The following is a 23,235-nucleotide window of genomic DNA, read 5'->3' on the forward strand; positions in this document are numbered from 1 at the left end:
ATGAAATTTAAAAAGTGGAATCGGGGAGAAAGCGGAAGTTTTAGGGCAGGCCAGATTGAGCTTGCTCCTATGATCGACGTTATCTGCTTCATCGTAATTTATTTTTTGATGAACGCGACCTTGGAAAAATCCACTGTCGTAAAAATAGAACTTCCTAGATCTTCCAGCACTGCTCAGGAAAAGAAAAAGGATGAATTGGTAATCACTGTCAATAAGGACGGAAAAATTTTCCTAGATAAAGACACTGAACCTGTACCTTTGGAAAAGCTGACTGAAAAGATAAAATTATTCAATGGCCAAAACCAGGGCGACGACAAAGACAAAAAAGAACAGAGTAAAAATCGGGTGATTATCAGAGGCGATGGTGGAGCGAATTACCAAACCATCGTAAAGGTGATCGATAAAGTGAACGAAGCCGGAGTAACAAGATTTAATCTTGCGATGGTTCGTCAACCGGGAGGTCAGTGATCCGCTCAGGTGGATCTAAAGACTTATTTCGAGAAGGGAAAAACCGTCTCGATTTTAAATAAAGCCTTAAGGCGATTTCAAAAGACTCTTGAAACGAAAAGTATCTATATATAAATCCTTCGCCGTTATTTTTGTAAGCGGATTCTTTTTTTACTCCGGCGAGATCTCTCAACTTTTCTCCAAAAAAAGCGATTATTTCGGAAAGATCGTTAGAGAAATAAAATTTAACGGAAATAAAAACACATCCGACTCGGATATCAGTGGCCTTTTGGAATTGAGAACAGGTAAACTTCTCACCAAAGGGATCATAGACCGTGACTTAAAAGCATTATTCGCTTCCGGGTTCTTCTACTTTATAGATATCAAAGCAGAAGAAGTGGAAGGTGGTGTCCGGGTCATTTTTGATCTGAGAGAAAGACCTAGAGTTAAGGAAGTTGAATTTGTCGGAGCAGACGAAGTTTTTCCTGCGGATCTCCGAGATAAAATGCCGCTCAAAGATAACGAGGTGATCACTCCCCAAAAGGTCACCAAATCCAGAGATGTTATATTACAAAAATATAAAGATGAAGGATTCTTCCTTGCCTATGTAAAAGTGGAGCTTGGAAAGCCTGACCCAAAAACAAACTTAGTAAAGGTCCGCTTCATCATTGACGAGGGAGAAGAGATCCCAGTCGCTAAGATCAATATTTACGGAAACGAAACCATCGAAACTTCAGAGATCCTAGGGCTCATGGAGTTAAAAGAAGAAGGTTTGTTCGAAGGTGGTAACTTCAAAGAAAGTTCCTTCGAGAAAGATAAGGAAGTCATCCAAGCTTATTTAAGAAGTAAAGGATACTTAGATTCAGAGTTGATCCGAGAAGGTACCAACTGGGAAATCCATTGGGATAATCCCGAAAAGAAAAACAGAAGGGTAATCATAGTCAATATCAAACTTTATGAAGGGCAGGTGTATTATTTTAACGGATACACAGTTGCTCATGATATGACGACAGATGGAGACGGAAGACCTATATTCTTAAATAAGGAAAATAACCCTCCTGAGACTCCTAAGGATAAATTAAAACCTCTATTCACTGTCCCAGAAGTCGAAAAATCTTTGGATTATAGTTCTAAAGACGCGGGAGAAATTTTCGACGAGACCGTTTTCTCTAGAGATAGAGCTACAGTAAACGAACTTTACGGTTCTAAGGGGCATATTTTTGCTCAGGTAATTCCAAGAAGAAAGATCGTTTCTTTGGATTCCGAAAGTTTAGAATATTATGAAAATTGCGCCTCCAGAAAAACCGAGGTAGAAAAGAAATCCTGCGAAGAGGAATATAAACAATTAAATATCCGTAAATTAAGGGAAATTTATAGAGATAGTCCTGAGCTGAGAGGGCGTAAATTCGTTCATGTGGACTTTACTATCCGCGAGAATAACCTGGCTCAGATCGAAAACGTAATCATTAAGGGAAATAAGAAAACCCAGGATAAGGTAATTCGCCGAGAGTTACTCTTTAAATCGGGAGACTTATTCGATTCTACTTTAGTAAACCGCTCCAGGGAAAGGATCTTCAACCTAGGTTACTTCAAAGAAGTAAACTTTAATATGAGACCTGGTTCGGATGACACCAAGATGAACCTAGTCATCGAAGTATTAGAACAACCGACTGGAACGGTTTCCATGGGTGGTGGTTATGGAACAATTACTGGATTTACGATCTTTACCGAGATAGGTGAAAACAACCTGAACGGAACAGGACAAAAAGTTTCGGGACGTTTGGAGTTTGGACCGTATCGTAGATCCTTCCAGATCTCTTGGACAGAACCTTGGATGTATGATACTCCTTGGTCTCTTTCGCTTTCCATGTTCTATTTTTCAAGAACCATATTCTTAGGTTCTACTTCAACGATCTCTATTTCAGATAGTACAACCTCTCCAACTGTTGAGAATGCTACTTATGATAATAACGGTTTGGGGGTCACCATGGGAGTGGCTCACAGGCTTGGGACCAACTGGACTCACTTCCATAGATATACTCCTGCGTTTTATTCTTATTCCAACCCGACTGCACTCGTATCAGACGCGGTTCTGGCTAACGTAAGAAGAGGATGGCAATTCCGTTCTCAGGTCACAAACGGCCTCGCGTATGATATCCGAGACAACGTCTTTGCTCCTACTCGTGGTTATGATCTACTCTTCCAGGTAGATAACGTTGGACAGTATTTGGGGGGATCTTCTCACTTCGACCAATATAGGATCTTAGCAGAATATTATCATACTTGGTTTGACTTTACATTTGGTGGTTTGATCCGTAACAACGCTCTTCGTAGATGGAGAGTCGTTCAAGAATTCAGGACTTCTGATACTTTTATTTTCCAAAGAGCTCCTATGGGAGGATCTCGTAACCAAGACCCTGTTCAGGATCCTTATATTCGTCCTCAGGATTTGCTCATCATAGGTGGTTACGAATCCTTAAGAGGTTGGTATTATAACGACCAAAAGTATCCAGTAGAATGGAGAGACGGTGCGCAACATCGTATTCTTTTCGATACTGAGATTCGGATTCCGATAGAGCCAAGCTTACTCTGGCTTGTGGTCTTCTTGGACGGAGGAGCACTTTACGAGCAGGTAAACCGCGCTACAGGAACGAAAAAAGATTATTTCGAATCTTATGATAAGAATAAGGCCGATCAAATTGCCGCAAACCCAATCGGCTGGTACATCCAAAACAATTTCAATTTACAGAATGGACGTAAAGCAGACGTAACCTACGATGAATTGAATAACCCTGGAAGATTGATCTTATCAGCCGACAACGTCGCAATGGATAGAATGAGATATTCATGGGGTGTGGGTTTGAGGGTTCAGATCCCTGTTCTTCCTTTACGTATCTACTTTGCTCAAAAGTTAAAACCTACAGGAAATTTCTGGGCACCTTTCGAAAGATATGAATCGGACAACGCATTCCAATTCGTATTTGGTATCGGCGATTACAGATTCTAAGGAGTTTTTGCTTTGTCAGTTGATCTAGTACAAGGCTTGAATGATCCACAAAAAGCCGCAGTCGAAAGATTGGAAGGCCCTGTTTTAATATTAGCGGGTGCGGGTTCCGGAAAAACCAGAGTAATCACTCATAGGATCGCAAACCTGATCCTGAACAAACGAACTGATTCAATATGCGCACTCACTTTTACCAATAAGGCCGCTGCAGAAATGTTGGAAAGAGTCGGTAAACTTGTACCTTCTATTCCTTGGAATGTGCAGATCAAAACATTTCACTCTCTTTGTTTATATATATTAAGAAAAGAAACATCCTATCTTGGAATGCCTTCAGGATTTACAGTTTATGATTCTGTATTACAGGAATCCTTAATTAAACAGGTGATCAAGGATTTGCATGAAGATCCTAAGCAGTATAAACCTTCTTCTTTGACTGGGATCTTCTCTTCTTGGAAGGACGGACTTTCCGATTCAGATTTTTATATCAGGAAAGAAAATTTTTCCCATAGATCTCAGATGATCTCAAACATCTATGAAGAATATGAAAAACGTAAGAAAAAAAACCAGGCATTAGATTTCGGTGACCTGATCCAAAAAACTGTAGAATTATTTAGAGAGAATCCTGGAGTCCTAAAATCTTACCAAGATAGATGGAATTATATCATGGTAGATGAGTATCAGGATACAAACAAGGCACAATATACATTGGTGCGTCTTCTTTCCGGAGAAAGAGGGAATCTTTGTGTGGTTGGTGATGATGACCAATCTATCTATTCATGGAGAGGGGCAGATATCACGAATATTCTAAATTTCGAAAGTGATTTTCCAAATGCATATGTCGTAAAACTGGAAGAAAATTACCGTTCCACTTCCAGGATTATCCGCGCTGCATCTAAGGTAATCGCAAATAATAGCGGAAGAAAAGAGAAAGAATTATTCACAAATAATGAATTGGGAGAACCTATCGGTGTTTCTCAATTCGAAAATGAAACGGAAGAATCTTACGATATAGTAAAAAAAATCAGGGCAGGTTCCGCGAGAGGCGCCGAATATAAGGATTTTGCGATCTTCTACAGAACAAATGCCCAATCCAGATATTTTGAAGAAGGACTTAGATCTTCCGGTATCCCATATAAAATTTTCGGCGGTTTCAGATTTTTTGATAGGGCTGAGATCAAGGATATGATCGCTTATTTGAACGTTGTCGCAAATCCTATGGATTCCAATTCTTTATTAAGAATTGTGAATACACCTCCTCGCGGAATAGGTGAGGCTAGTATAGAAAAGATACGTAAATTCTCCTTGGACCAAGGAATTTCTTTTCTGGAGGCTATTGGCCATTCCGATCTACCTTTAAAAAAAGCAAGTTTAGGAAAAGCTAAAGAACTATATCATTTATTCGATGATCTGATCGATCGAAAAGAAAAGGGTGAGTTACCTTCTAAGATCGCACTCGAGATCGTAGGAAGATCCGGTTGGATCGATTATATGGAAAGAGACGTCCATGATGAAGAAGCGATCTCTAAAGTTGAGAACGTCCGAGAATTTGTGAACTCAATCGAAGAATATGAATCCAGAGAAGAAACTCCTAATCTAGAAGAATATTTGAACCAGATCAGCCTTCTTACATCTGAGGAGGATACCGCTCAGCTTACGGACTATGTTCATCTTATGACTGTTCACAATGCAAAAGGACTGGAATTCCCTACGGTATTTCTGACAGGTTTGGAAGAGGGGACCTTCCCCCATTCCATGAGCCTTGAGGAACCAAATGGTGAGGAAGAAGAAAGAAGACTTTTTTACGTAGCATTGACCCGAGCCAGAGTGAAATTATACCTGAGTTATTCCAGAACCTCTCGTAAATTCGGAAAAGTAGAAGATAGGATCCCTTCCAGATTCCTTCCAGAAATTCCGACAGAATGTTTTGGAGAAGAAGGTATTCTTGCCCAAAAAGGAGTTCGTCGACCGGTAGGACCGCCGTCTGCTTCTTCTGGAGCTTATAAAATCCCGGAAACCCCTCGGGAAAGAGAAGATTCCTCCAAACCTTTAGGAGAAGAGTCAGATATCCGGGAAGGCGATAGGGTCAAACATGCCCAATTTGGCCTTGGACAGGTGATTTCTGTCCAGGGGACAGGTAAAAACCGGAAGGTAAAAATCAAGTTCGGGGGGCTGGAGAAGAACTTTTTCCTTGCCTATACCCCCTTAGAGAAATTATAACAAGGGGGAAAGTTCGCCCCCTAAAATACCGATATTATTCACAGGAATAGGAGAAACAATGAAACGGATCGTAATACTATCCTTGGCTATCTGCCTCGGGACCCCATTGTTTGCTGGAAAAGTCAGCGGTTTAGTAGAAGAATTTAATAAAGTAGAAGAATTTAATAAGAATAGAAAAGTTTCAGAATCCGCTAAAAAAGCGTTACTGGAAAAAAATCTTCTCTCCGCTTTAAAATACAGCCTTCATCGTAAATACTTGGATTATAAGGAATACACCAAGGATCTAAAAGCGGATTCTATTTCTTATGAACCTCAAAAGGGAACTTTTGGAGTATATGTAAAATACAAAACTTATATCGTATTTTACAGTTATCTAATGGATCCTGAAATTTATCTTCAAACTCCTATTAATGAAGTGTTCTATATTCGTCCTGATAGTTTGGAAGAAGAACCTCATAAGGAAGATAAACAACCGGCTCAGCCAACTACCGGAAAATAATCCCTTTTCATGCGATTTCCGGAAGAAGCGGAATTAGTTTCTAAACTTGTTCTGGAAGCCGCAGATCGGATCTTTTCCATCTATGGAACAAATTTCCATGTGATGGAAAAATCCAAAGGTGATCCTCTCACCGAAGCAGACCTGCAAGCAAACGAGATCATTGCAGGTGGCATTCGCAAAATCCTAAAAGACAAAGTTTACTCTGAGGAAGATTCAGACTTCTCTCATTCTGCTCTACAAGGAGAAAGAGTTTGGATCTTAGACCCTATTGATGGGACCAGGGAATTTGTAGCTAGAAATCCAGAGTTTGCAATTAGCCTTGGCCTCTTAGAAGAAGGAAGACCTGTTTTTGGGATCGTAATGAATCCCGCAACTGGGGAGTTTTTTTGGGGAAGAGAAGGTAAAGGTGCATATTATACAATCTTAAAGTCTCCTTATATTGAAAATAAGATCGATTGGGAGAATACATTCTATCTTCCAAAAGTGGACTCCTCTGAACTTCCTAAAATTTTAGTCTCTATATCTGAAACAAAAGCTGGACTTTTCAAAAAATTAGATTACGTAAATGATTTTGTATTAGAGCCCAAAGGTTCCATTGCATATAAACTTGCACTCGTTGCAGTTGGAAAATATCCATTAACACTTTCTCTAAGACCGAAAAATGATTGGGATGTAGCAGGTGGGATAGCAATACTCCGAGCGTCTTTAGGTAAAGATCTTGAAATTCGTTCTGGTAAAGATTATCCATTCTTAACTTCTAAATTAGGTATAGGATTACTTGCTGGAGATTCGGAACTAGTAACACAGTTTTGGGAAAAGTTTAAAACTTCCCTCCAAGGTTCCGTTAGAGATCGTTGGTAAATCAATTTTAGAAAAGGCCATTCTTAACTTGTCCAATCTAAACAAAAAAAAATACAAAATAGCCCTGGATGCAAGGCCTTTATCCACACCAGTTTCAGGAGTTGGCAGACTGATTGAATCTGTCCTCAAAGGTTTTGAAAAAGATCCTGATTTTGAATTTTATCTTTTTTCACATAGGCCAATCCATGAAGGTTATACGGATCTATTCAAAAATCCGAATATAAAACCTGTAATCGGACAAGGTCTGTTCTCTAAAAAAGGAGGTATTTACTTTGCATTCTACCTTCCTTTTCAACTTAGAAAATACGAGATTGATTTGTTTTGGGGAACTCAACAGGTATTTCCTTTATTCTTATCCAAAAGTATTCCTGGAGTTCTGACGTATCACGATTTTGTGGCTTACCGTTTTCCGGAAACAATGAGGCCTATCGCAAGATTCCAGCAGCTTTTTTATCTAAGAAGAAGTATCCAAAGAGCTGATTTTATTCTAGCAAACTCAGAATTTACATCTTCTGAAATCTTAAAGTATTCTTCTTTTCCTAAAGATAAGATAGATATAATATATCCTGGTTACGATCCAAAAGAAATCCAAAAGATCAAAACTCCTCCTACAAAACGGATTTCCAATTTACCTAAAAAATTTTTCTTAACGGTTTCTACCTTGGAACCTCGCAAAAATTTCGGAACACTTTTGAAAGCTTATAAGGAAGCCAAAAAAGAAAAGTCTGATCTAGTTTGGGTGCATGCGGGAAAAGAAGGCTGGGAATCACCTGAGTTTTTAGAAAAATTTAAAGAATCTTCTGCAAATGGTGAACTTTACTGGTTTGATTTTGTAAATGAAGAAGAGCTAAAATATTTATACTCTCAAGCAAGCCTTTTTGTTTTTCCTTCCATTTATGAAGGATTTGGTATCCCACTTTTAGAGGCTCTTGCATATTCTATTCCTTGTATCGTTTCCGATCTAGAAGTATTTAGGGAAATAGGTAAAAAATCCTGTGTATATATTTCTCCCGAATCGGTAGGGGATTGGAAGACTGCAATCTTGAATTTCCAAAAGAAGAAGTTTAAATTTCCAAAGGCTAATTTGGAAAGATTCGATAGAAAGAAGTCTGGGGCACTCGTGAAAAAAATTTTCAGAGATCTAGTTTCTTCTAAAAAATCCTAAAATCTTTTGGAGAAAGGATTTTGCCTTTATATCTATCGTTCCTGAAAAAATAATATCAGTGGAAGATTTCCAATGGATATGGATGCGATTTCTATCCAGAGCTTGGAAATAAATTTGTTCAGTCGGACTTAGATTCCAAACAAATAGATCTTCTTTTCTTTCCCAGGATGTATCGGTCCAGTCAGTACAAACCCTTTCTATAGTTTTGCTGGATCTTAATTTTAGTATAAATCCTTTTTTTGGATCTAAAAATGCGGAAAGGATTGGAGGCTTTGTAGAACCTTGTGGGGATCCAGAATCAAAATGGATACCTTCTCCTTGGAATCTTCTTCCTTCCAAATAAGATTGGAATTCTGAAAATTGGAAATAGTAATTATAGATCCTGGTTTCTTCCAAGGCTTAAAACCTTGTACAAGTTTTTGATCTACACTCTTTAAAGCAAGGTGGAATTGGAAGTAAAATGACTTGTAGCTTTGCTTCTAATTTGTAATCTGGAAGTATGGTTTTTAGAAAAGCCTGGCCTGTTTACATTCTTCTTTTTTCCATTTTATTCTTAAACGACTGCAAATCTGACGAGCAACCCTTGCTCTACCAGGTTACACTTCAGGATTGGGATGGGAATTCTCACAAATTTTCAGAAGACAAAGGTAAGTTAGTGGTCTTGGATTTCTGGGCAAGCTGGTGTGAACCTTGTAAAAAAGCAGTGCCTGTGATCGAAAAACTGAGAGGAAAATTGAAAGATTCTCCTGCGGTTGTGTTAGGTGTGAATACAGAAGATGATCTAAGTTTGGAAGAAATTAGAAAAGCCGCTTCCGAATTCGGAATGTTATACCCAAGCCTTTTGGACCCGAAATGGGAACTTGTGACCCCACTCAAGATTGAAGGGCAGCCTGCATTATTCGTATTTAGCAAATCCGGAAAGAAACTTCATTCCCAATACGGAATTTCAGAGAAAGATCTACCAATATTGACCGGAAGACTAAAAAACTGGCTCGAATCCCCTTAGAATTGAGCTTTATCCATAACGATCGTGTAATAAAAAACCAAACTCGGACTGGTTTTTAAAAAAAGGATTTATCTTTAAGCATTTAGTTTGAATCTGGAATCAGATTCCAGGTAGGTGCTGCCGGACATCACCCATCATTCCATTTCATTTCAGGAGAATTTCCATTCATGGCTGAGAATCTCGCCCAATTATTTCGTGAGTCTGCAGAAAAATTTAAAAATAAACCTGCTTTCTTATACAAAGACGCGCAAAAGAATTATTTGCCGATCAACTATTCAGAGTTATACGAAGCAGGTTTAAATCTTGCTGAGGCTTTGATCGAACTAGGTATCCAATCTAGAGATCATGTCGCGTTACTCGCTGATAACCGTGTAGAATGGATCATCGCAGATTACGGTATCATCATGACTGGTGCAGCTGACGTTCCAAGAGGAACAGATATCACTGACTCAGAGATCGTATACATCGTTAGTCATTCCGAGTCCGAAGTAGTATTTATAGAAAACGATAAAATGTTGGAGAAATTCAACAGAAACAAATCTCAGCTCGGAAAAGTTAAAACCATTATCGTAATGGATAAAGAATCCGAGGCTCCAGGCGTTCTGAAAATGTACGACCTGATCGAAAAAGGAAAAGGTCTTAGAGCTTCTGGTTCTCGCAAGGTAGAAGATAGAATTTCTGCGATCAAACCTGAAGATCTTTTCACTTTGATCTATACTTCCGGAACTACTGGTCTTCCTAAAGGTGTTCAATTAAGACATTCTAATATGATGCACCAAGTATTGAACGTAACTCCTATGTTAAAGATCAATGCGGAAGCAAAACTACTTTCCATTCTTCCTGTATGGCACGTATTTGAGCGAGTTGTGGAATATGTTTGTATCAGCATCGGTGCTGCTACCTATTACACAAACGTAAGAGATCTTCGCCAAGACTTAGCGACCGTAAAACCTACTTTTATGGGTTCTGCTCCTCGTCTTTGGGAAAATATCTATAACGGTATTTATACAAGAATTAATGATCCAAGCCAAACTCCTGCGCTCCGCCGCGGATTGTTCAAACTGGCTTATTTCTTCTCTGATAAGAAAAATGCTGCAGTTCGTTTTCTTACAGGCAAAGAAGTGGATTACACTGGAAGAAATCCGATCGTTTCCTTATTTTACGGGATCTTAATGTTGGTCCAGTTGGTATTAACAGGACCTTTCACTTTGACAGTAGCTTCTTCGATTGCTGCTTATCTTCTCGCTCCTACTGAATTCTCTTTCTTGAGTCTGCCTCTGTACATTCTTGCAGGACTCGGAGTATTCTTGAATAGCGCAACTCTGGATAAGATTGTTCTTTCCAAGATCAGAACTGCAACTGGTGGAAGATTGAAAGCTTCTATCTCCGGAGGAGGAGCTCTTCCTCGTCACGTAGATGAGTTCTTCAATAATATTGGGATCAATGTATTGGAAGGTTACGGTATGACTGAAACTTCTCCTGTACTTTCTGTAAGAACTTTCCAAAAACTGATTATCGGTTCTGTTGGTTCTATCGTCCCTAAAACTCATCTTCAGATAAGAAATGATAATAACGAAGTTCTAACTGAGATCGATGCAAACGGAAAAGTGATCAAAGGTAAACTAGGTCGCAAAGGTGTTGTATTCGTAAACGGTCCTCAAGTTATGAAAGGTTACTTCAAAAATGAAGAAGCTACTTCTAAGGCTCTTGTAGACGGATGGATGAACACAGGTGATATGGGGATGATCAACTTCAAACATACCCTAACACTTACCGGAAGAGCGAAAGACACCGTGGTTCTATTAGGTGGAGAAAACGTTGAGCCGGTTCCTATCGAAAACAAACTCCAAGAATCTGTTTATATTAGCCAATGTATGATCATCGGCCAAGATCAGAAAAACCTGGGCGCGATCATCGTTCCTGACTTCGAAAAATTAGAAGAATGGGCAAAAGAGAACGGAGTGGATATTTCCAACAGAGATGGGTTGAATGAAAACGCGAAAGTTGTGGATCTATTCAAAAAAGAGATCAAAGCTCTTAACAACTCTAAGAACGGATTTAAATCTTTCGAACAAGTGAATCCATTCTTTATCGTTTCCAAACCTTTCGAGGTAGGAGATGAGTTAAACAATATGTTGAAGATGAAACGCCACGTAATCACTGAAAAATACGCGGATAAGATTAAAAAAGTCTACTCAATAGATAAATAATTCTTTTAACAAGGGATTTAAGCCCTCAAAAAGGATAGAAGAAGCCTCAGTTGTCAAACTGGGGCTTTTTTTTACCCTGGGGAGAATTTTGTTAGCCGCCGATATTTATACTGTATGGCGAAAACGATCCTCTCCAAACCCAGTATTTTCGAACCTTATGGTCATTCGGACCTATATGCTTTGGACAATCTTTACTTTTCCACGTTAAGAGAAAGAGAAGTCTGGGATTTTTCAAGAGTGAGAGAATTTTCTGCCTTAAATTTAGGGTTCATATTCGCAAGAGCCGAGTTTAGTTGGAAGAAGTTCCAATCAGAAATAGAAATCAAAAATCTTAACCCAAGTTTTAAAAAAGGGATTTGTTTAAGTTCGGGCTGGGAAGAAGCACCCGGGCTTAAAATTGATTCATTTTTACCGAAGATACACGGCAGAGAAGAAGTTTTTCAATATTCCAGATTGGAAGATGTTTCCGAAGAAATTCCTTTTAGAGAATTTTTTTCCCAAGAAGGTTTTGTCTTTCAGGGAATTTGGAAAGACAAAACTTATCTGATATTATTTTCAAACATCCATTCAGAAGATCGAAATCTTCCTTCAGTGATCAAAAAAATTTCCCATTTTCATTCTGAGAAGAAGTCATCCGGGAATTTTTTCCTAAGAACTGAAAAACAATCTTATCTTAACTTTCTGAAACCAAAAGAATCTTTGGGACCTCTATTCCTACAAGAGAAGAAAATAGACCAAGATCCGTTTTTATTTTTGAGTTTGGAATATTCAGTTACTCCAAGTGTTTGCTAAATAAAAACGCTTCGATCGCTTCGTAATCTTCATTTTCAGAAAGTTCTAATATTTTCTTCAGAAGAAAATTTGCCTGTTTCAAACTGACTGATCCCAAAATTTTACGGATAGGTCCTATGAATGGAATTGAGATAGAAAGTTCTCTGAATCCCATCCCTAAAAGTAAAATTGTAAAATTAGTATCGGAAGCAAGCTCGCCGCAGATACTTAATGGTCTTTCGTATTTCCAAGCAGTTTCAACAATTTGGACCAAAGCTCTTAAAAAAGAAATGTGAAATGGATTATATAAGGAAGATACGTTTACGTTATTTCGATCCACCGCCATTAAATATTGCAATAGATCATTTGTCCCAACTGAGAAAAAATCTACTTCTCTCGCAAGAACATCCATGGAAGAAACCGCAGAAGGAGTTTCTACCATTACTCCCAGTTTGATCTTTTTATTGAACTTTTCCTTTTTGGCGGTAAGTTCTCTTTTACATTCTTCTAATATTTCTTTTGTTTTTTTTATCTCTCCAAGGTTGGTCACCATAGGAAGCATGATACTCAAATTTCCATAAGCAGAAGCTCTAAGTATTGCGATCAATTGTTCTTTGAACCAATCTGGATTTTGAAGACTGTATCGAATTCCTCTGTTTCCTAGAAAAGGATTCTCCTCAAATTCTCCTGTCGAAAATTTATCAGCGCCTATATCGAAGGTCCGGATATATACAGGATTTGGATCCATTCCTTCTGCGATACGTTTATAGGCTAAAAATTGTTCTTCTCCGGAAACGTTTTTGTCCTGGTATTTTAAGAATAATGACTCAGAGCGGAAAAGTCCCACACCATCCACATCTGCTTTTTTAGCAAGATCGCAGTCAGTATCAGATTCCAAATTACATTTTAACCGGATCTTGACCCCGTCTTTTGTGACTGCTTTTTTAGGTTTTATTACCTTTGTCTCGAAACTTAAAGGGGAAGAAGCACCATAATATTTCACTTCTTCTATTGTTGGGTTTCTTACGATCTGGCCTGTGTCTGCATCTAGGAAAACATATTCAAAATCGTTAATATTTCTATAAAATTCTTTTAAGCCAACTATGGTAGGGATCCCATAGTTTCTGGCAAGGATTGCCATATGGCCTGTTTTTCCGCCTAGATCAGTAGCAATTCCTCGAATTCTGCTCTTGTCCATTAAGATCATCTGAGAAGGAGTCAATTGTCTTGCGACTAGGATCACGTCCTCCGATTGATCTGCTAAGAAGGAAACTTCTTCTTTTTTATCTAGTAGGTTTTCTAAGATTCGATTGGATATATCCTGAAAATGATCCGATCTTTCTCGAAAGAATGGATTGTCCATACGAGTGAATTTATCTGTAAGTTCATTAATCGTATTTTGAACTGCTAAAAATGCGTTTTCATTATATTCTTTGATCCGATTTCTAAATGAATCTTGGAGCCCAGGATCTTCTGTAATTGTGACCTGGGTTTCTAAAATTTCTTTTAGTTCTCTATCTTGTTCTCTTGTTTTGAGGCTCGCGATAATTGATTTTAATTCAATTTTGGAAGAATCAAGTGCAGTAGAAAGTTTTTTGAGCTCTTCTGGTTTTTGGCTCTCATGAATATAGGCGCCGTGAGCTAGATGTCTTCTCTTTGTCCCGACTTTTACGCAACGACCGTAAAATCTGCCGGGAAAAGCAACTATCCCCATATATGTACTTCTTTTCCCGCCGCCATTCATAGAATGAATATCCGCTGGTAGAAATACAGTAGTTTAGTGAATCGACAAGTCTTTTATAAACTCTGAGATCCCGCCCGAATTCTAGGCGGGAATTTTGTAAGAATTTAGACCATCGCCGCTTTTCTGTTGAAAAGTGGGATACGGCGACTTTTGTATTTGCCCAATTCGTTTCCAGTTACTGAACTCATGACTAACTTAGCCATGGAAACGTCCAGTGCATGGCCCGCCTTGGAAGCCAAATAATGTCCGATGATTGGTCTTCCTGCGATGGAAAGATCACCAACCAGGTCTAAAATTTTGTGCCGGACACATTCGTTTTCATATCTAAGAGATTCGTTCAAGTATCCGTCCTGGGTAAGAACGATTGCGTTATCTAAGGAACCTCCCATAGCAAGCCCTCTCGCTTGGAGAGCTTCTACGTCTTTTAGGAACCCGAAGGTTCTTGCTGGTAAGATTTCGTTTTTGAGGATGTCTCGGTCCAGATCGATTGTGATATTCTGGCCTTTTAAGAGGGGATGAGGGAAGTCGATTGTGTAGGTCACTTTCCAGGTTTCGCTTGGAAGGATCACAAGGTATTTGTCCCCATCTACCACCCACATTGGGTTTTTTACATAAATAGGTTCTATTCTTTCTTCGAATTCAGTATAACCTGTGCTTTCGAATGCTTCTAGGAAAGGAAGAGAAGATCCATCCATGATCGGAACTTCTACGGAGTCGATTTCTAAGATCATGTCCGTAATTCCTAAGGAGAATACCGCCGCCATTAGGTGCTCTACGGTTTGGACTCTATGAAGTCCATCTCCAAGTGTGGTAGCGTTACTCGTATCTACCACGTTGCTTAATTCTACAGGAATGGAGGCCTTGTCTTCTCCCTTTCTGTATTCAAAGACTACACCTGTTCCAACAGGAGCAGGGTGTCCGATCAGGTTTACTTCCTTGCCGGAATGTAATCCGATCCCCTTAATTCTAACTGTTTCTTTAAGAGTTTTTCTATGTTCTGTGAAATTCATCATTTCCTGCCCCGGAAACTTTCGGTTCCGGAATCCATTCGCTTTGCACTGGGCTCTTACTAATATTGGACGTTTGCAAGATCCAACAAAAATTAACCCTTTAGGACTATAGAAGCAATATCCATGCCAGGTGCAGTGCAAAAAGATGATTTTAGACGGGCATTATAGCCCGGTACAGAGACAACTAGACATAATTTGAAAGAAATTTCTGTACTTTTGTCTCTTTTTTACAACAGTGTTGTTTTAGGGAGACAGAATCCATTTACCATGGTAACTCTTCCCCGTTTTGATGAAAGAATCTTCCGGACCTTTCCGGACCGAGTTTTTCCACTAAATGGGCTAGTCCCTCGGCTGCTTCTCTAGGTGGAATTCCTTGTCTTCCTGTCATTTCGGTGGCTACCATTCCAGGGTGGAAAATACCTACAGAGATCTTCTTAGGTGCAAGGTCTCGAGCAAGACTAACTGCACCAGCATTTAAGGCGGCTTTGGACATTCTATATCCGTAATAGGCTCCGGAAGTATTGTCTGCGATAGATCCCATTCTGCTAGTGATAAATATCAATTTTGAGTTTGGGCCAAGTTTAGGAAGAAGTAGACGACTCAGTCGAATCGGGCCAATTGCATTTACCAGGATCTGGGTTTCGAGTTCTGTAAAGTCCACACTTTCTAAATTATCTGGGATCAAGATCCCCGCGTTATTGATGAGTATGTCTAGCTTGACTCCGGTCAAAAAACCGGAAAGAGTTTCGAAACTTTGGCTTTGTGTCAGGTCCAGGCCTTCAAAAATTTTTACACCCAGCCTGCGCAAAGGTTCTGAACTTTTTCTACAAGCTGCATAAACTGTGTAACCTTTTTCGGAATATAAATTTGCGAGCTCTAGACCGATTCCTCGATTGGCTCCTGTTATTAAAATATGTTTCATTCGGATTAAATTAAAAAAGAAGAAGTCTAGAAAGAAATACTTAAAGATGGGAATCAGTTGACGCCTTGGAAAATACTTTCCAAACTTTCCCGCGTATGCAATTCCAGATCTCTCATAAACCTTCCTTCTCCTTATTGAAACTTAGATTAGGCCCTGGTCAATCGATTAAATCGGAAGCCGGAGCCATGGTGTACATGAGTTCCAAAATGGGTGTAGAAACTAAAATGGGAAGTGGCTTTCTTTCTGCCCTTTCCAGAAAAATTTTTGGAGGAGAATCATTCTTCTTCAATACTTACACTGCTCCTGATGTAGGTGGAGAGATTGGACTCGCTCCAGATCTTCCCGGAGATATCATTGATCTGGATTTGAATGGAAAAAGTATTTTTGTACAATCTGGATCTTATCTTGCTTCCGATCCTGGTATCCAAGTAGTTTCTAAATTTGGTGGTCTTCGTTCTTTATTCGGTGGAGAAGGTCTGTTCTTATTAGAAATTTCTGGAACAGGAAAAGTATTCTTAAGTTCTTATGGAGCTATCGTTCCAATTAAAGTAGAAGGAAATTATACTGTAGACACAGGTCATATAGTCGCCTTCGAAAATTCTCTACAATTCAAAGTAGGGAAGGCTGGAGGAAATTGGAAATCCACTCTACTCGGTGGCGAAGGTTTAGTCGCAAATTTTTCAGGAAACGGAACTCTTTGGATTCAATCCAGAGTGCCATCCGGATTTATCAGCTGGCTTACCAAACTTCTTCCAGTTTAACAAATATCAGGAATCAAAATGAATATCCAAGTTTTATACAAACCATCTTATTCCGTAGCAAAAGTAAACTTAAGTTCCGGAGAATCTATTAAGGCGGAAGCGGGGGCTCTTATGAGTATGAGCTCTCATATCCAAATGCAAACAAGTAAGGCACAACAAGGAGGCTTACTCAAATCCTTGAAGGCTGCTTTTTTAGGGGGAGAATCTTTTTGGATGAACACATTCTCCGCATCACAACCAGGAGAAGTTTTACTTGCTCCAACACTTCCCGGTGATATAGAAAAACTGGAATTGAATGGAACAATTTTTATCCAATCCAGTTCTTTCCTCGCTTCAAAACCTGAGATCGATATAGATACAAAGTTCCAAGGATTAAAAGGTTTTTTCAGTGGAGAGTCTTTGTTCTTCTTAAAACTTTCCGGAAATGGCCCAGTGCTTATCTCCAGTTACGGTGGGATCGAAGTCCTAGATGTAGAAGGCGAATTTATAGTAGATACGGGCCATATAGTTGCATTCGAAGAAGGACTACAATATGAGATTACGAAGTTCGGAGGTTGGAAATCCTTCTTTCTTGGTGGCGAAGGTTTCGTCGCCAAATTTAAAGGAAGAGGAAGACTCTGGCTCCAATCCAGAAATGTGCCTACACTCGGCGCTTGGTTCAGATCCGAATTACCACCTAGAAAGGAATAATATATGAAATTTGAAATATTAGCAAAACCTGATTTTCCCATCTTAAAATTGAATCTGATATCCGGAGAATCCATTCGTGCAGAATCCGGTGCAATGGTTGCCATGTCTCCTCAGGTCAAAATGGAGACCAAGGCGCAAGGTGGGATCTTTGCCTCTGCAAAAAGAGCTTTGTTTAGCGGTGAGTCCTTCTTTCAAAATACATTCACGGTGGAAAGTGGAAATGGTGAGTTATTTTTAACATCCGCCACCCAAGGAGATTTGGAACATAGAGCTCTCAAAAACGAAGAATTGATCTTAAGTAGAGGAGCCTATGTTGCTGGTGGAACAGAGCTTGCGATAGATAGCAAATGGGGAGGTTTCAAAGGATTTTTTGCGGGAGAAGGTTTATTCTTTCTAAAAGTTTCAGGAACAGGGGACCTTTTCTTTTCGAGTTTTGGAGCAATCCATACAGTAGATGTAGACGGAATGTACATCGTAGACACAGGTCATATTGTGGGCTTTGAACCTAGTTTGGATTATCATATAGATAAAGTAGGTGGACTAAAATCACTTTTCTTATCTGGTGAAGGACTTGTTGCAAAGTTTTCAGGTAAAGGTAGGCTATACCTTCAAACTAGAAACCAAAACTCTTTTGCTTCCTGGGCAAATTCTTGGAGAAGAGTGCAACGTTCCACGAGCGGAGGGGATTAAGCCCTTCCTGGGTAGCCAATCACATCCATAAAGGCGGAAACTGAGAATACCGCCTTTCCTGGTCCTGGTTCTCCATAACCCGGAGGTACTGGAAGATTATATTTTTCGAATGTAGACTTCCAGACTGTGAGTAATTCACAGAAGTATTCCAACGGAGGACCGGCCTGTGTTCCTAAAGTTGTATAAGGTTCCGGACACCAAGCAGTAAATCTAGGCATGATCCCTTTTGACATGAAGAAGTCTAAACCTTCTCCAGTAGATTTAATTGCTTCTGCAACTGTAGAAAATCCCCAAGGTTGTGAAAGTTCTACGCCACCTACAAAGTTTGGGATCACATAAGAAGGCCCAAAAATTTCCGCAGAATCAACGATCCTTCTGATCCAAGTATCTCTACCGATATAAGCTTCTTTTCCAGGACAAATTTTCCGGAATAGTTCAGGTTCCCAGACTTCGTAGTTTGGGTGGTAAACTTGGATTCCTGCATCTTTGAATTTTTTGCAGTCATCATTCTCCCATGCTTGGGAAACAATCTTGCCCATCCATCTTCCAGGGAACTTTTGCTCGATGGCTTGCGCGTATTCTAAATAAAAATCGATTTCATTTTTTTTCTTGAGAGAAGTGATTACGGAACCGCCAGTGATCGTATAAACTTTCGCGATCTCGTCTTCTGCATCTATCCAAGACAGAACTTCTAAAATATCTTCTATATCTTTAACGCCTGTATAAGGTCTGCCTGCATTCTTTTGTTGTCTATAGTTATGATTGATATCGCAGTACGCGCATTCTTCGTCTTTGCCAAAATACTGGCAGTTGCGGAATACAGTTAGGTAGATTAGATACCCCCATTCAATAACAGGTGCGATCTCTCCAGGAATTTTTCCAGATTTGGTTTTGTGTCTGTACCAAGCAGGCTTAGGTGGATATTCTAATTTTCCTAGAAATGTTTCATTAAGATAAAGACCAGGTCTTCCTTCGTCTTTTTCTCCAGGAGGGATACGTTTTACTTTGTACGGTGATTCCGGATTATTACGAGTGGAAACAATAGTAGGCAATAAATTGAAATAACCGCCAGTGATCTTGATCTCTTCCGGCGCCTTGGAGTCAGTTCCTTCTTTCATATCCGCAAGTGGAATATGGTCGAAGGAGAAGATGAAATAATCCTTGGTCTTATAGTCTCCCTCTATCTGAAAAGATTCAGGAAGAAAATGGATCCCTTGCCTCAGAATATCCTGTTTCAGAATTGCTTCGAATGGGATCTGTTTATATTTTTTTTCCATTTCCTCCAACAAGGCTATGGAAGATTCGGGGCGAAGGGTACTCGTGCTCATCTTAACTCCAGACTGGTTTACATGGGAGTTTTGGCATCTAGTTTTTGGCTTTTTCATCCTTGACTGAGGGATTTCAAACTGTATTTTTTTCTGCCAGAATGAGACGATTTCGCAATAGTTTCTTAGTATTCTCTCTGTTTCTGGGACTCTTCCTTTTTAACGGAGATGGGCTTCTTCTTGCCAAAACCAAAAAACAAAAACCCACAAAAGAAAGCGGCACCGAATATGTTTTCGGTTGGACCCAAGTGGCTTCCGGATTTAAAGAAATCACCGATATACAATTTCATCCAAGCCTACCTGGTGAGATGGTTGTCTTAGAGAAGAAGGGGAAAATCCTTCTTTGGAATTTTACAAATAAAGAATCCAAACTTATCGCAGATTTTACAGGAAGTGTAGAGACCAGATCAGAAGAAGGTTTACTTGGCCTCGCATTTCATCCTAAGTTTTCGGAAAATAAGCTCTTCTATATCAATGCAGTTTCTAAAGAGGCAGGCAAGGACCAAACATTCATTTTAGAATTTCGATGGGATGATTCTAAGGTTATTCGCTGGCAGGATCGTAAGAGGATCTTACTTAGAGTGGACCAGCCTTATTCCAATCATAACGCAGGCCAGTTAAGTTTTGGTCCAGACGGAAAATTATATATCGGTTTTGGAGATGGGGGTGCAGGTGGAGATCCATACAAACATGGACAAAATACTTCTACCTATCTAGGAACTCTCATCCGAATAACACCTAACCTGGATGCAAATGCTCCTCCTTATAAGATCCCGGAAGATAATCCTTACAAAAACTCACCTGGTTTTTTACCTGAAATTTGGGCCTATGGCTTCAGAAATCCTTGGAAGTTTTCTTTCGATACCAAAACAGGGGATCTATATCTTGCAGATGTAGGACAGGATGATTGGGAAGAAGTAGATCTGGTTCTAAAAGGTAAAAACTACGGATGGAATATAAAGGAAGGATTTCACTGCTTTTTGCCCAAGGATACTTGCGAAAAACCAGGATTAACCGATCCAATCCTAGAATATGATCATAATTTAGGTCGTTCCATTACCGGTGGATATGTGTACAGAGGGAAAAATCTTTCCAAATACTATGGATGGTATATTTTCGCTGACTTTACCTCTGGAAAGCTACTCGGTTTCTCCACAGAAACGGAAAGTAAAAGGAAACTAACTGTATTAGGGGATACCCACTTCCTAATTAGCACATTTGGCCAAGATTCCACAGGTGAGCTGTATTTTGGTGATTTTAGTTCAGGAAATATCTTCCAAATAGGAAAAAAAAATTGAAATAAATTGAAAATCTCAGATCCATAGATGTTAACCCAATATAGATCGGACTGCCTCCACCGTGGTCCAGATTAATCTCGATCAAAGAAGGATAGGGGTATGAATAAAGTCATTTCCGTTGCATCAGCCGTCCTAGTGGTCGGTCTGTTGACATCCGGAGCTTGTAAAAAGCCTGCGGAGAACGCGGATTCCGCGAACGCAAAACAGAGCCAACCATCGGCAATCGTAGTCTTTAGCGTAGGGGAAGCAAAAATCCAACACGCTGATTTAACTGAAGACAAAGCTAGTCTTGGAACCGTTCTCAAAGAAGGAGACAAGGTTGAAACCAAGGCAAAAGCAAAAGTTGATATCCAATTTTCTGACGGTTCAGCTGTTCGTTTAGCTGAAAAATCAAGCTTGGAATTCTCCGCTCTCGCTTTGAATACCCAAGGAAACACTGACACTAGATTGTCTTTAGTTTCTGGAAAAGTTTTCGCTAAAGTAAATAAAGCAAGCAAAGACGATCAGTTCTCTGTAGTAACTCCAACCGCAATCGCGGGAGTTAGAGGAACTTCTTTCGTTGTGGATCGTACTAAAAACGACAGATCTGTTGTAAAAGTATTAGAAGGATCCGTTGCAGTATCTCCAAGAGTTCGCGCTCTGGAAGGTGCAACTGCTGAAGAAATTTCTGCGAATGCAGAATTACAAAAGATCAAAGCTTCTTTAGACAAAGCTGAAGTTATCTTAGAAAAAGATGAGTCTTCTATAGTAAAAGCTCCTGATAAAAAATTCGGTGAGAAAGAACTTACTAAGTTAGACGCTACTTTGGAAAAAGACATTCCTAAAGCGGTTACTAAACTAACTGGCTCTGGAGTTTCTAAAACCGAAGAAGAAGAGATCAGAACTATCGTTACTCTGGACAAAGACACTGCTGACAAATTGGTAAAACTAAATGTCGATCCTAAGTCTGGAAAAATCGATGAAGCTACAAACGCTGCTAACGAATCTGAGAGAAAGAAAATCGAAGAAGAATTAGCTAAACGTCAGGCAGACGAGTTGAAAAGATTCAAGAACGTACTTGTTTCTGCTCCTAAAAACCTGAAAACCAATAAGGATCTTGTAAACTACTACGAGAAACTGGAAAAAATCGTATTGGCTGATGGCAAAACTACCATCATCGGAGCGATTGTAGACCAGCAAGGTAGTACAATGATCGTCCATACCGAAGACGGTATTAAGAAGATCAACCAGGATGATGTAAAAGAAGTTATCTACGACTTCCAAACTAAATCCGAAAACTAATCCACAGGCTTAAACAGGTGGAAAAATCCCGGGTTGCCCTAAAGGCGGCTCGGGTTTTTCTATTTATGGGGTTTATGGTGTGGATGAGTATCTAGATAATGGTCCCATAGTTTTAGGATCATGTTTGAAATTTCTTCTAAATCTAAGACTAGAAGTTTATCTTTATAATTCACGAGCAGCTTACTCTTACCGAATTTTTGGATTTCTCCCCATTCTACTCTGAAACCGGGAATCAAACTAATTGAATCAAATAGAATATCTTTGATCTCCATTTTGGAAACATGACCATTCTGTTTGGAAAGATAAGAAAGAATAGAATGGAAGATGATTTTTTTCATCTCTCCAGTATCCGGAATATCCGGCAGTTTATCTTTGACTCTTTTTAATTTTCGAACCACGGCACTTGCTCGTCCGCGTGATAAGAACTTCTGACCAAAGGTCCTGAGAATACAGTTCTGAATCCTAAGGCTTTTCCGAATTCTTTCAGATCTTTGAATACTTCCGGACGAATATACTCGCTCACAGGAAGATGGGTAGGTGTTGGTTGTAGATATTGTCCTAGTGTAATCATCTGCACTCCAACGGATCTGAGATCTTTTAGAGTTTGGTGAATTTCTTCTAATGTTTCTCCAAGTCCTAGGATGAGCCCACTTTTAGTTAAAAGTCCTCTCTTTGATGCATGCTCCAGAACATCTAAGGATCTTTCGTATTTTTTAGCTGGAGCTACAGTCTGGAATAATCTCTCAACTGTTTCTAGGTTATGATTGAATATGTCTGGCTTGGAAGAATAAACGATCTCTAAGTTTTCTTCTCTCATTTTGAAGTCTGGTACTAAAATTTCAATTTTGCATTCGGGTAATCTTTCGCGGATTAACTCTACAGTTTTTTTGTAATGAGCCGCTCCTCCATCTGATAGATCATCTCTGTTAACGGATGTGATTACCACATGTTTAAGGCCTAATGCCTTTGCAGATTCTGCCACTCTTAACGGTTCTTCTGGATCTAATGCGAGTGGTTTTCCAAATGCAACATCACAATAAGAGCAACGTCTTGTGCAAATATCTCCTGCGAGCATATATGTTGCAGTTTTTCTGGACCAACAATGATTCAGGTTCGGACAAGAAGCACTTTCACAGACTGTATTGAGTTTTCCTCCCTCAACAGAACTACGGACAAAATCGACCGAATTTTCCTTTTCGCGAAAAGGAAGCCTTACCTTCAACCAATCCGGTTTTTCGGGAGCGGGCTGGTATGCATTGGATCTTGGCTTCTTTTTGAGAGGATTCACCCTTAAAGCCTCTGTCTGAGTCCAAAAAGAGTCAAGTGTTTTGGGT

General features: G+C 39.5%; 21 protein-coding genes. 14 read left to right on the plus strand and 7 right to left on the minus strand.

Annotated elements, in window-relative coordinates:
* The 6 genes from CH362_RS07390 to CH362_RS07415 all read left to right on the plus strand — a co-directional run bounded on the left by CH362_RS07390 (position 1) and on the right by CH362_RS07415 (position 8,193).
* A complete protein-coding gene (locus CH362_RS07390; RefSeq protein ID WP_100709702.1) occupies positions 1-468 on the plus strand; it encodes an ExbD/TolR family protein in 468 nt (155 codons plus the stop codon).
* An 88-nt stretch (positions 469-556) separates the two neighbouring features.
* On the plus strand, positions 557-3,454 hold the full coding sequence (locus tag CH362_RS07395) for a BamA/OMP85 family outer membrane protein (RefSeq protein WP_100709703.1): 2,898 nt from the start codon (positions 557-559) through the stop codon (positions 3,452-3,454).
* Between the two features lie 12 nt (positions 3,455-3,466).
* Positions 3,467-5,668, plus strand: a complete 2,202-nt coding sequence (locus tag CH362_RS07400; protein WP_100709704.1) for an ATP-dependent helicase — start codon at positions 3,467-3,469, stop codon at positions 5,666-5,668.
* A 58-nt stretch (positions 5,669-5,726) separates the two neighbouring features.
* Positions 5,727-6,167 carry an LIC11625 family surface-exposed protein gene (locus CH362_RS07405; protein ID WP_100709705.1) on the plus strand — a complete coding sequence of 147 codons (441 nt, stop codon included), beginning with the start codon at positions 5,727-5,729 and terminating at the stop codon, positions 6,165-6,167.
* Between the two features lie 9 nt (positions 6,168-6,176).
* Positions 6,177-7,028 carry a 3'(2'),5'-bisphosphate nucleotidase CysQ gene (locus CH362_RS07410; RefSeq protein WP_100709706.1) on the plus strand — a complete coding sequence of 284 codons (852 nt, stop codon included), beginning with the start codon at positions 6,177-6,179 and terminating at the stop codon, positions 7,026-7,028.
* Positions 7,029-7,056: 28 nt separating this feature from the next.
* A complete protein-coding gene (locus CH362_RS07415; RefSeq protein ID WP_100709707.1) occupies positions 7,057-8,193 on the plus strand; it encodes a glycosyltransferase family 4 protein in 1,137 nt (378 codons plus the stop codon).
* Here the strand turns inward: CH362_RS07415 and CH362_RS07420 are convergent.
* Entirely contained in the window at positions 8,170-8,589 is a 420-nt protein-coding gene (locus tag CH362_RS07420; RefSeq protein ID WP_100709708.1) for a hypothetical protein, read from the minus strand. The two genes, CH362_RS07415 and CH362_RS07420, sit on opposite strands and share 24 nt — an antisense overlap.
* Before the next feature lie 103 nt (positions 8,590-8,692).
* On the opposite strand from CH362_RS07420, the gene CH362_RS07425 reads away from it, so the two are divergent.
* The 3 genes from CH362_RS07425 (at position 8,693) to CH362_RS07435 (ending at position 12,201) form a co-directional block, all read left to right on the plus strand.
* The gene (locus CH362_RS07425) at positions 8,693-9,199 is read left to right on the plus strand and encodes a TlpA family protein disulfide reductase (protein WP_100709709.1); all 507 of its coding nucleotides are present in this window, start codon (positions 8,693-8,695) and stop codon (positions 9,197-9,199) included.
* Positions 9,200-9,366: 167 nt separating this feature from the next.
* Entirely contained in the window at positions 9,367-11,409 is a 2,043-nt protein-coding gene (locus tag CH362_RS07430) for an AMP-dependent synthetase/ligase (protein ID WP_100709710.1), read from the plus strand.
* A gap of 114 nt (positions 11,410-11,523) precedes the next feature.
* Positions 11,524-12,201 (plus strand): LIC11631 family protein, encoded by a 678-nt coding sequence (locus CH362_RS07435; protein WP_100709711.1) that lies wholly within the window; start codon positions 11,524-11,526, stop codon positions 12,199-12,201.
* On the opposite strand, the gene ptsP is transcribed toward CH362_RS07435, so the two are convergent.
* The 3 genes from ptsP to CH362_RS07450 form a co-directional block, all read right to left on the minus strand.
* The gene (gene ptsP / locus CH362_RS07440) at positions 12,182-13,924 is read right to left on the minus strand and encodes a phosphoenolpyruvate--protein phosphotransferase (RefSeq protein WP_100709712.1); all 1,743 of its coding nucleotides are present in this window, start codon (positions 13,922-13,924) and stop codon (positions 12,182-12,184) included. The genes CH362_RS07435 and ptsP overlap by 20 nt on opposite strands.
* Positions 13,925-14,028: 104 nt before the next feature.
* The gene (lpxC, locus tag CH362_RS07445; protein ID WP_100709713.1) at positions 14,029-14,934 is read right to left on the minus strand and encodes a UDP-3-O-acyl-N-acetylglucosamine deacetylase; all 906 of its coding nucleotides are present in this window, start codon (positions 14,932-14,934) and stop codon (positions 14,029-14,031) included.
* Positions 14,935-15,196: 262 nt separating this feature from the next.
* The gene (locus tag CH362_RS07450) at positions 15,197-15,862 is read right to left on the minus strand and encodes an SDR family oxidoreductase (RefSeq protein ID WP_208859557.1); all 666 of its coding nucleotides are present in this window, start codon (positions 15,860-15,862) and stop codon (positions 15,197-15,199) included.
* Between the two features lie 89 nt (positions 15,863-15,951).
* Between CH362_RS07450 and CH362_RS07455 the strand changes: the two genes are divergently transcribed.
* The 3 genes from CH362_RS07455 to CH362_RS07465 are packed head-to-tail and all read left to right on the plus strand — an operon-like array spanning position 15,952 to position 17,997.
* Positions 15,952-16,617 (plus strand): TIGR00266 family protein, encoded by a 666-nt coding sequence (locus CH362_RS07455; RefSeq protein WP_100709715.1) that lies wholly within the window; start codon positions 15,952-15,954, stop codon positions 16,615-16,617.
* Between the two features lie 18 nt (positions 16,618-16,635).
* Positions 16,636-17,307 carry a TIGR00266 family protein gene (locus tag CH362_RS07460; RefSeq protein WP_100709716.1) on the plus strand — a complete coding sequence of 224 codons (672 nt, stop codon included), beginning with the start codon at positions 16,636-16,638 and terminating at the stop codon, positions 17,305-17,307.
* A 3-nt stretch (positions 17,308-17,310) separates the two neighbouring features.
* Positions 17,311-17,997 carry a TIGR00266 family protein gene (locus tag CH362_RS07465; RefSeq protein ID WP_100709717.1) on the plus strand — a complete coding sequence of 229 codons (687 nt, stop codon included), beginning with the start codon at positions 17,311-17,313 and terminating at the stop codon, positions 17,995-17,997.
* Here the strand turns inward: CH362_RS07465 and CH362_RS07470 are convergent.
* Positions 17,994-19,325, minus strand: a complete 1,332-nt coding sequence (locus CH362_RS07470) for a radical SAM protein (RefSeq protein WP_100709718.1) — start codon at positions 19,323-19,325, stop codon at positions 17,994-17,996. The two genes, CH362_RS07465 and CH362_RS07470, sit on opposite strands and share 4 nt — an antisense overlap.
* 98 nt (positions 19,326-19,423) lie before the next feature.
* Here CH362_RS07470 and CH362_RS07475 point away from each other — a divergent pair, with 98 nt between their 5' ends.
* Both CH362_RS07475 and CH362_RS07480 read left to right on the plus strand, forming a co-directional pair.
* Positions 19,424-20,620 carry a PQQ-dependent sugar dehydrogenase gene (locus tag CH362_RS07475; protein WP_208859549.1) on the plus strand — a complete coding sequence of 399 codons (1,197 nt, stop codon included), beginning with the start codon at positions 19,424-19,426 and terminating at the stop codon, positions 20,618-20,620.
* Positions 20,621-20,719: 99 nt separating this feature from the next.
* Positions 20,720-21,901, plus strand: coding sequence for a lipoprotein LipL45 (locus tag CH362_RS07480; RefSeq protein ID WP_100709720.1), 1,182 nt, complete (start codon positions 20,720-20,722; stop codon positions 21,899-21,901).
* A gap of 59 nt (positions 21,902-21,960) precedes the next feature.
* Here CH362_RS07480 and CH362_RS07485 read toward each other — a convergent pair whose 3' ends face one another.
* On the minus strand, positions 21,961-22,299 hold the full coding sequence (locus tag CH362_RS07485; protein WP_100709721.1) for a hypothetical protein: 339 nt from the start codon (positions 22,297-22,299) through the stop codon (positions 21,961-21,963).
* The gene (gene lipA, locus CH362_RS07490) at positions 22,284-23,189 is read right to left on the minus strand and encodes a lipoyl synthase (RefSeq protein WP_100709722.1); all 906 of its coding nucleotides are present in this window, start codon (positions 23,187-23,189) and stop codon (positions 22,284-22,286) included. The genes CH362_RS07485 and lipA overlap by 16 nt, the downstream gene beginning before the upstream one ends.
* Positions 23,190-23,235: the final 46 nt, after the last annotated feature.

The organism is Leptospira saintgironsiae, assembly GCF_002811765.1.
Classification (GTDB): Bacteria; Spirochaetota; Leptospiria; order Leptospirales; family Leptospiraceae; genus Leptospira_B; species Leptospira_B saintgironsiae.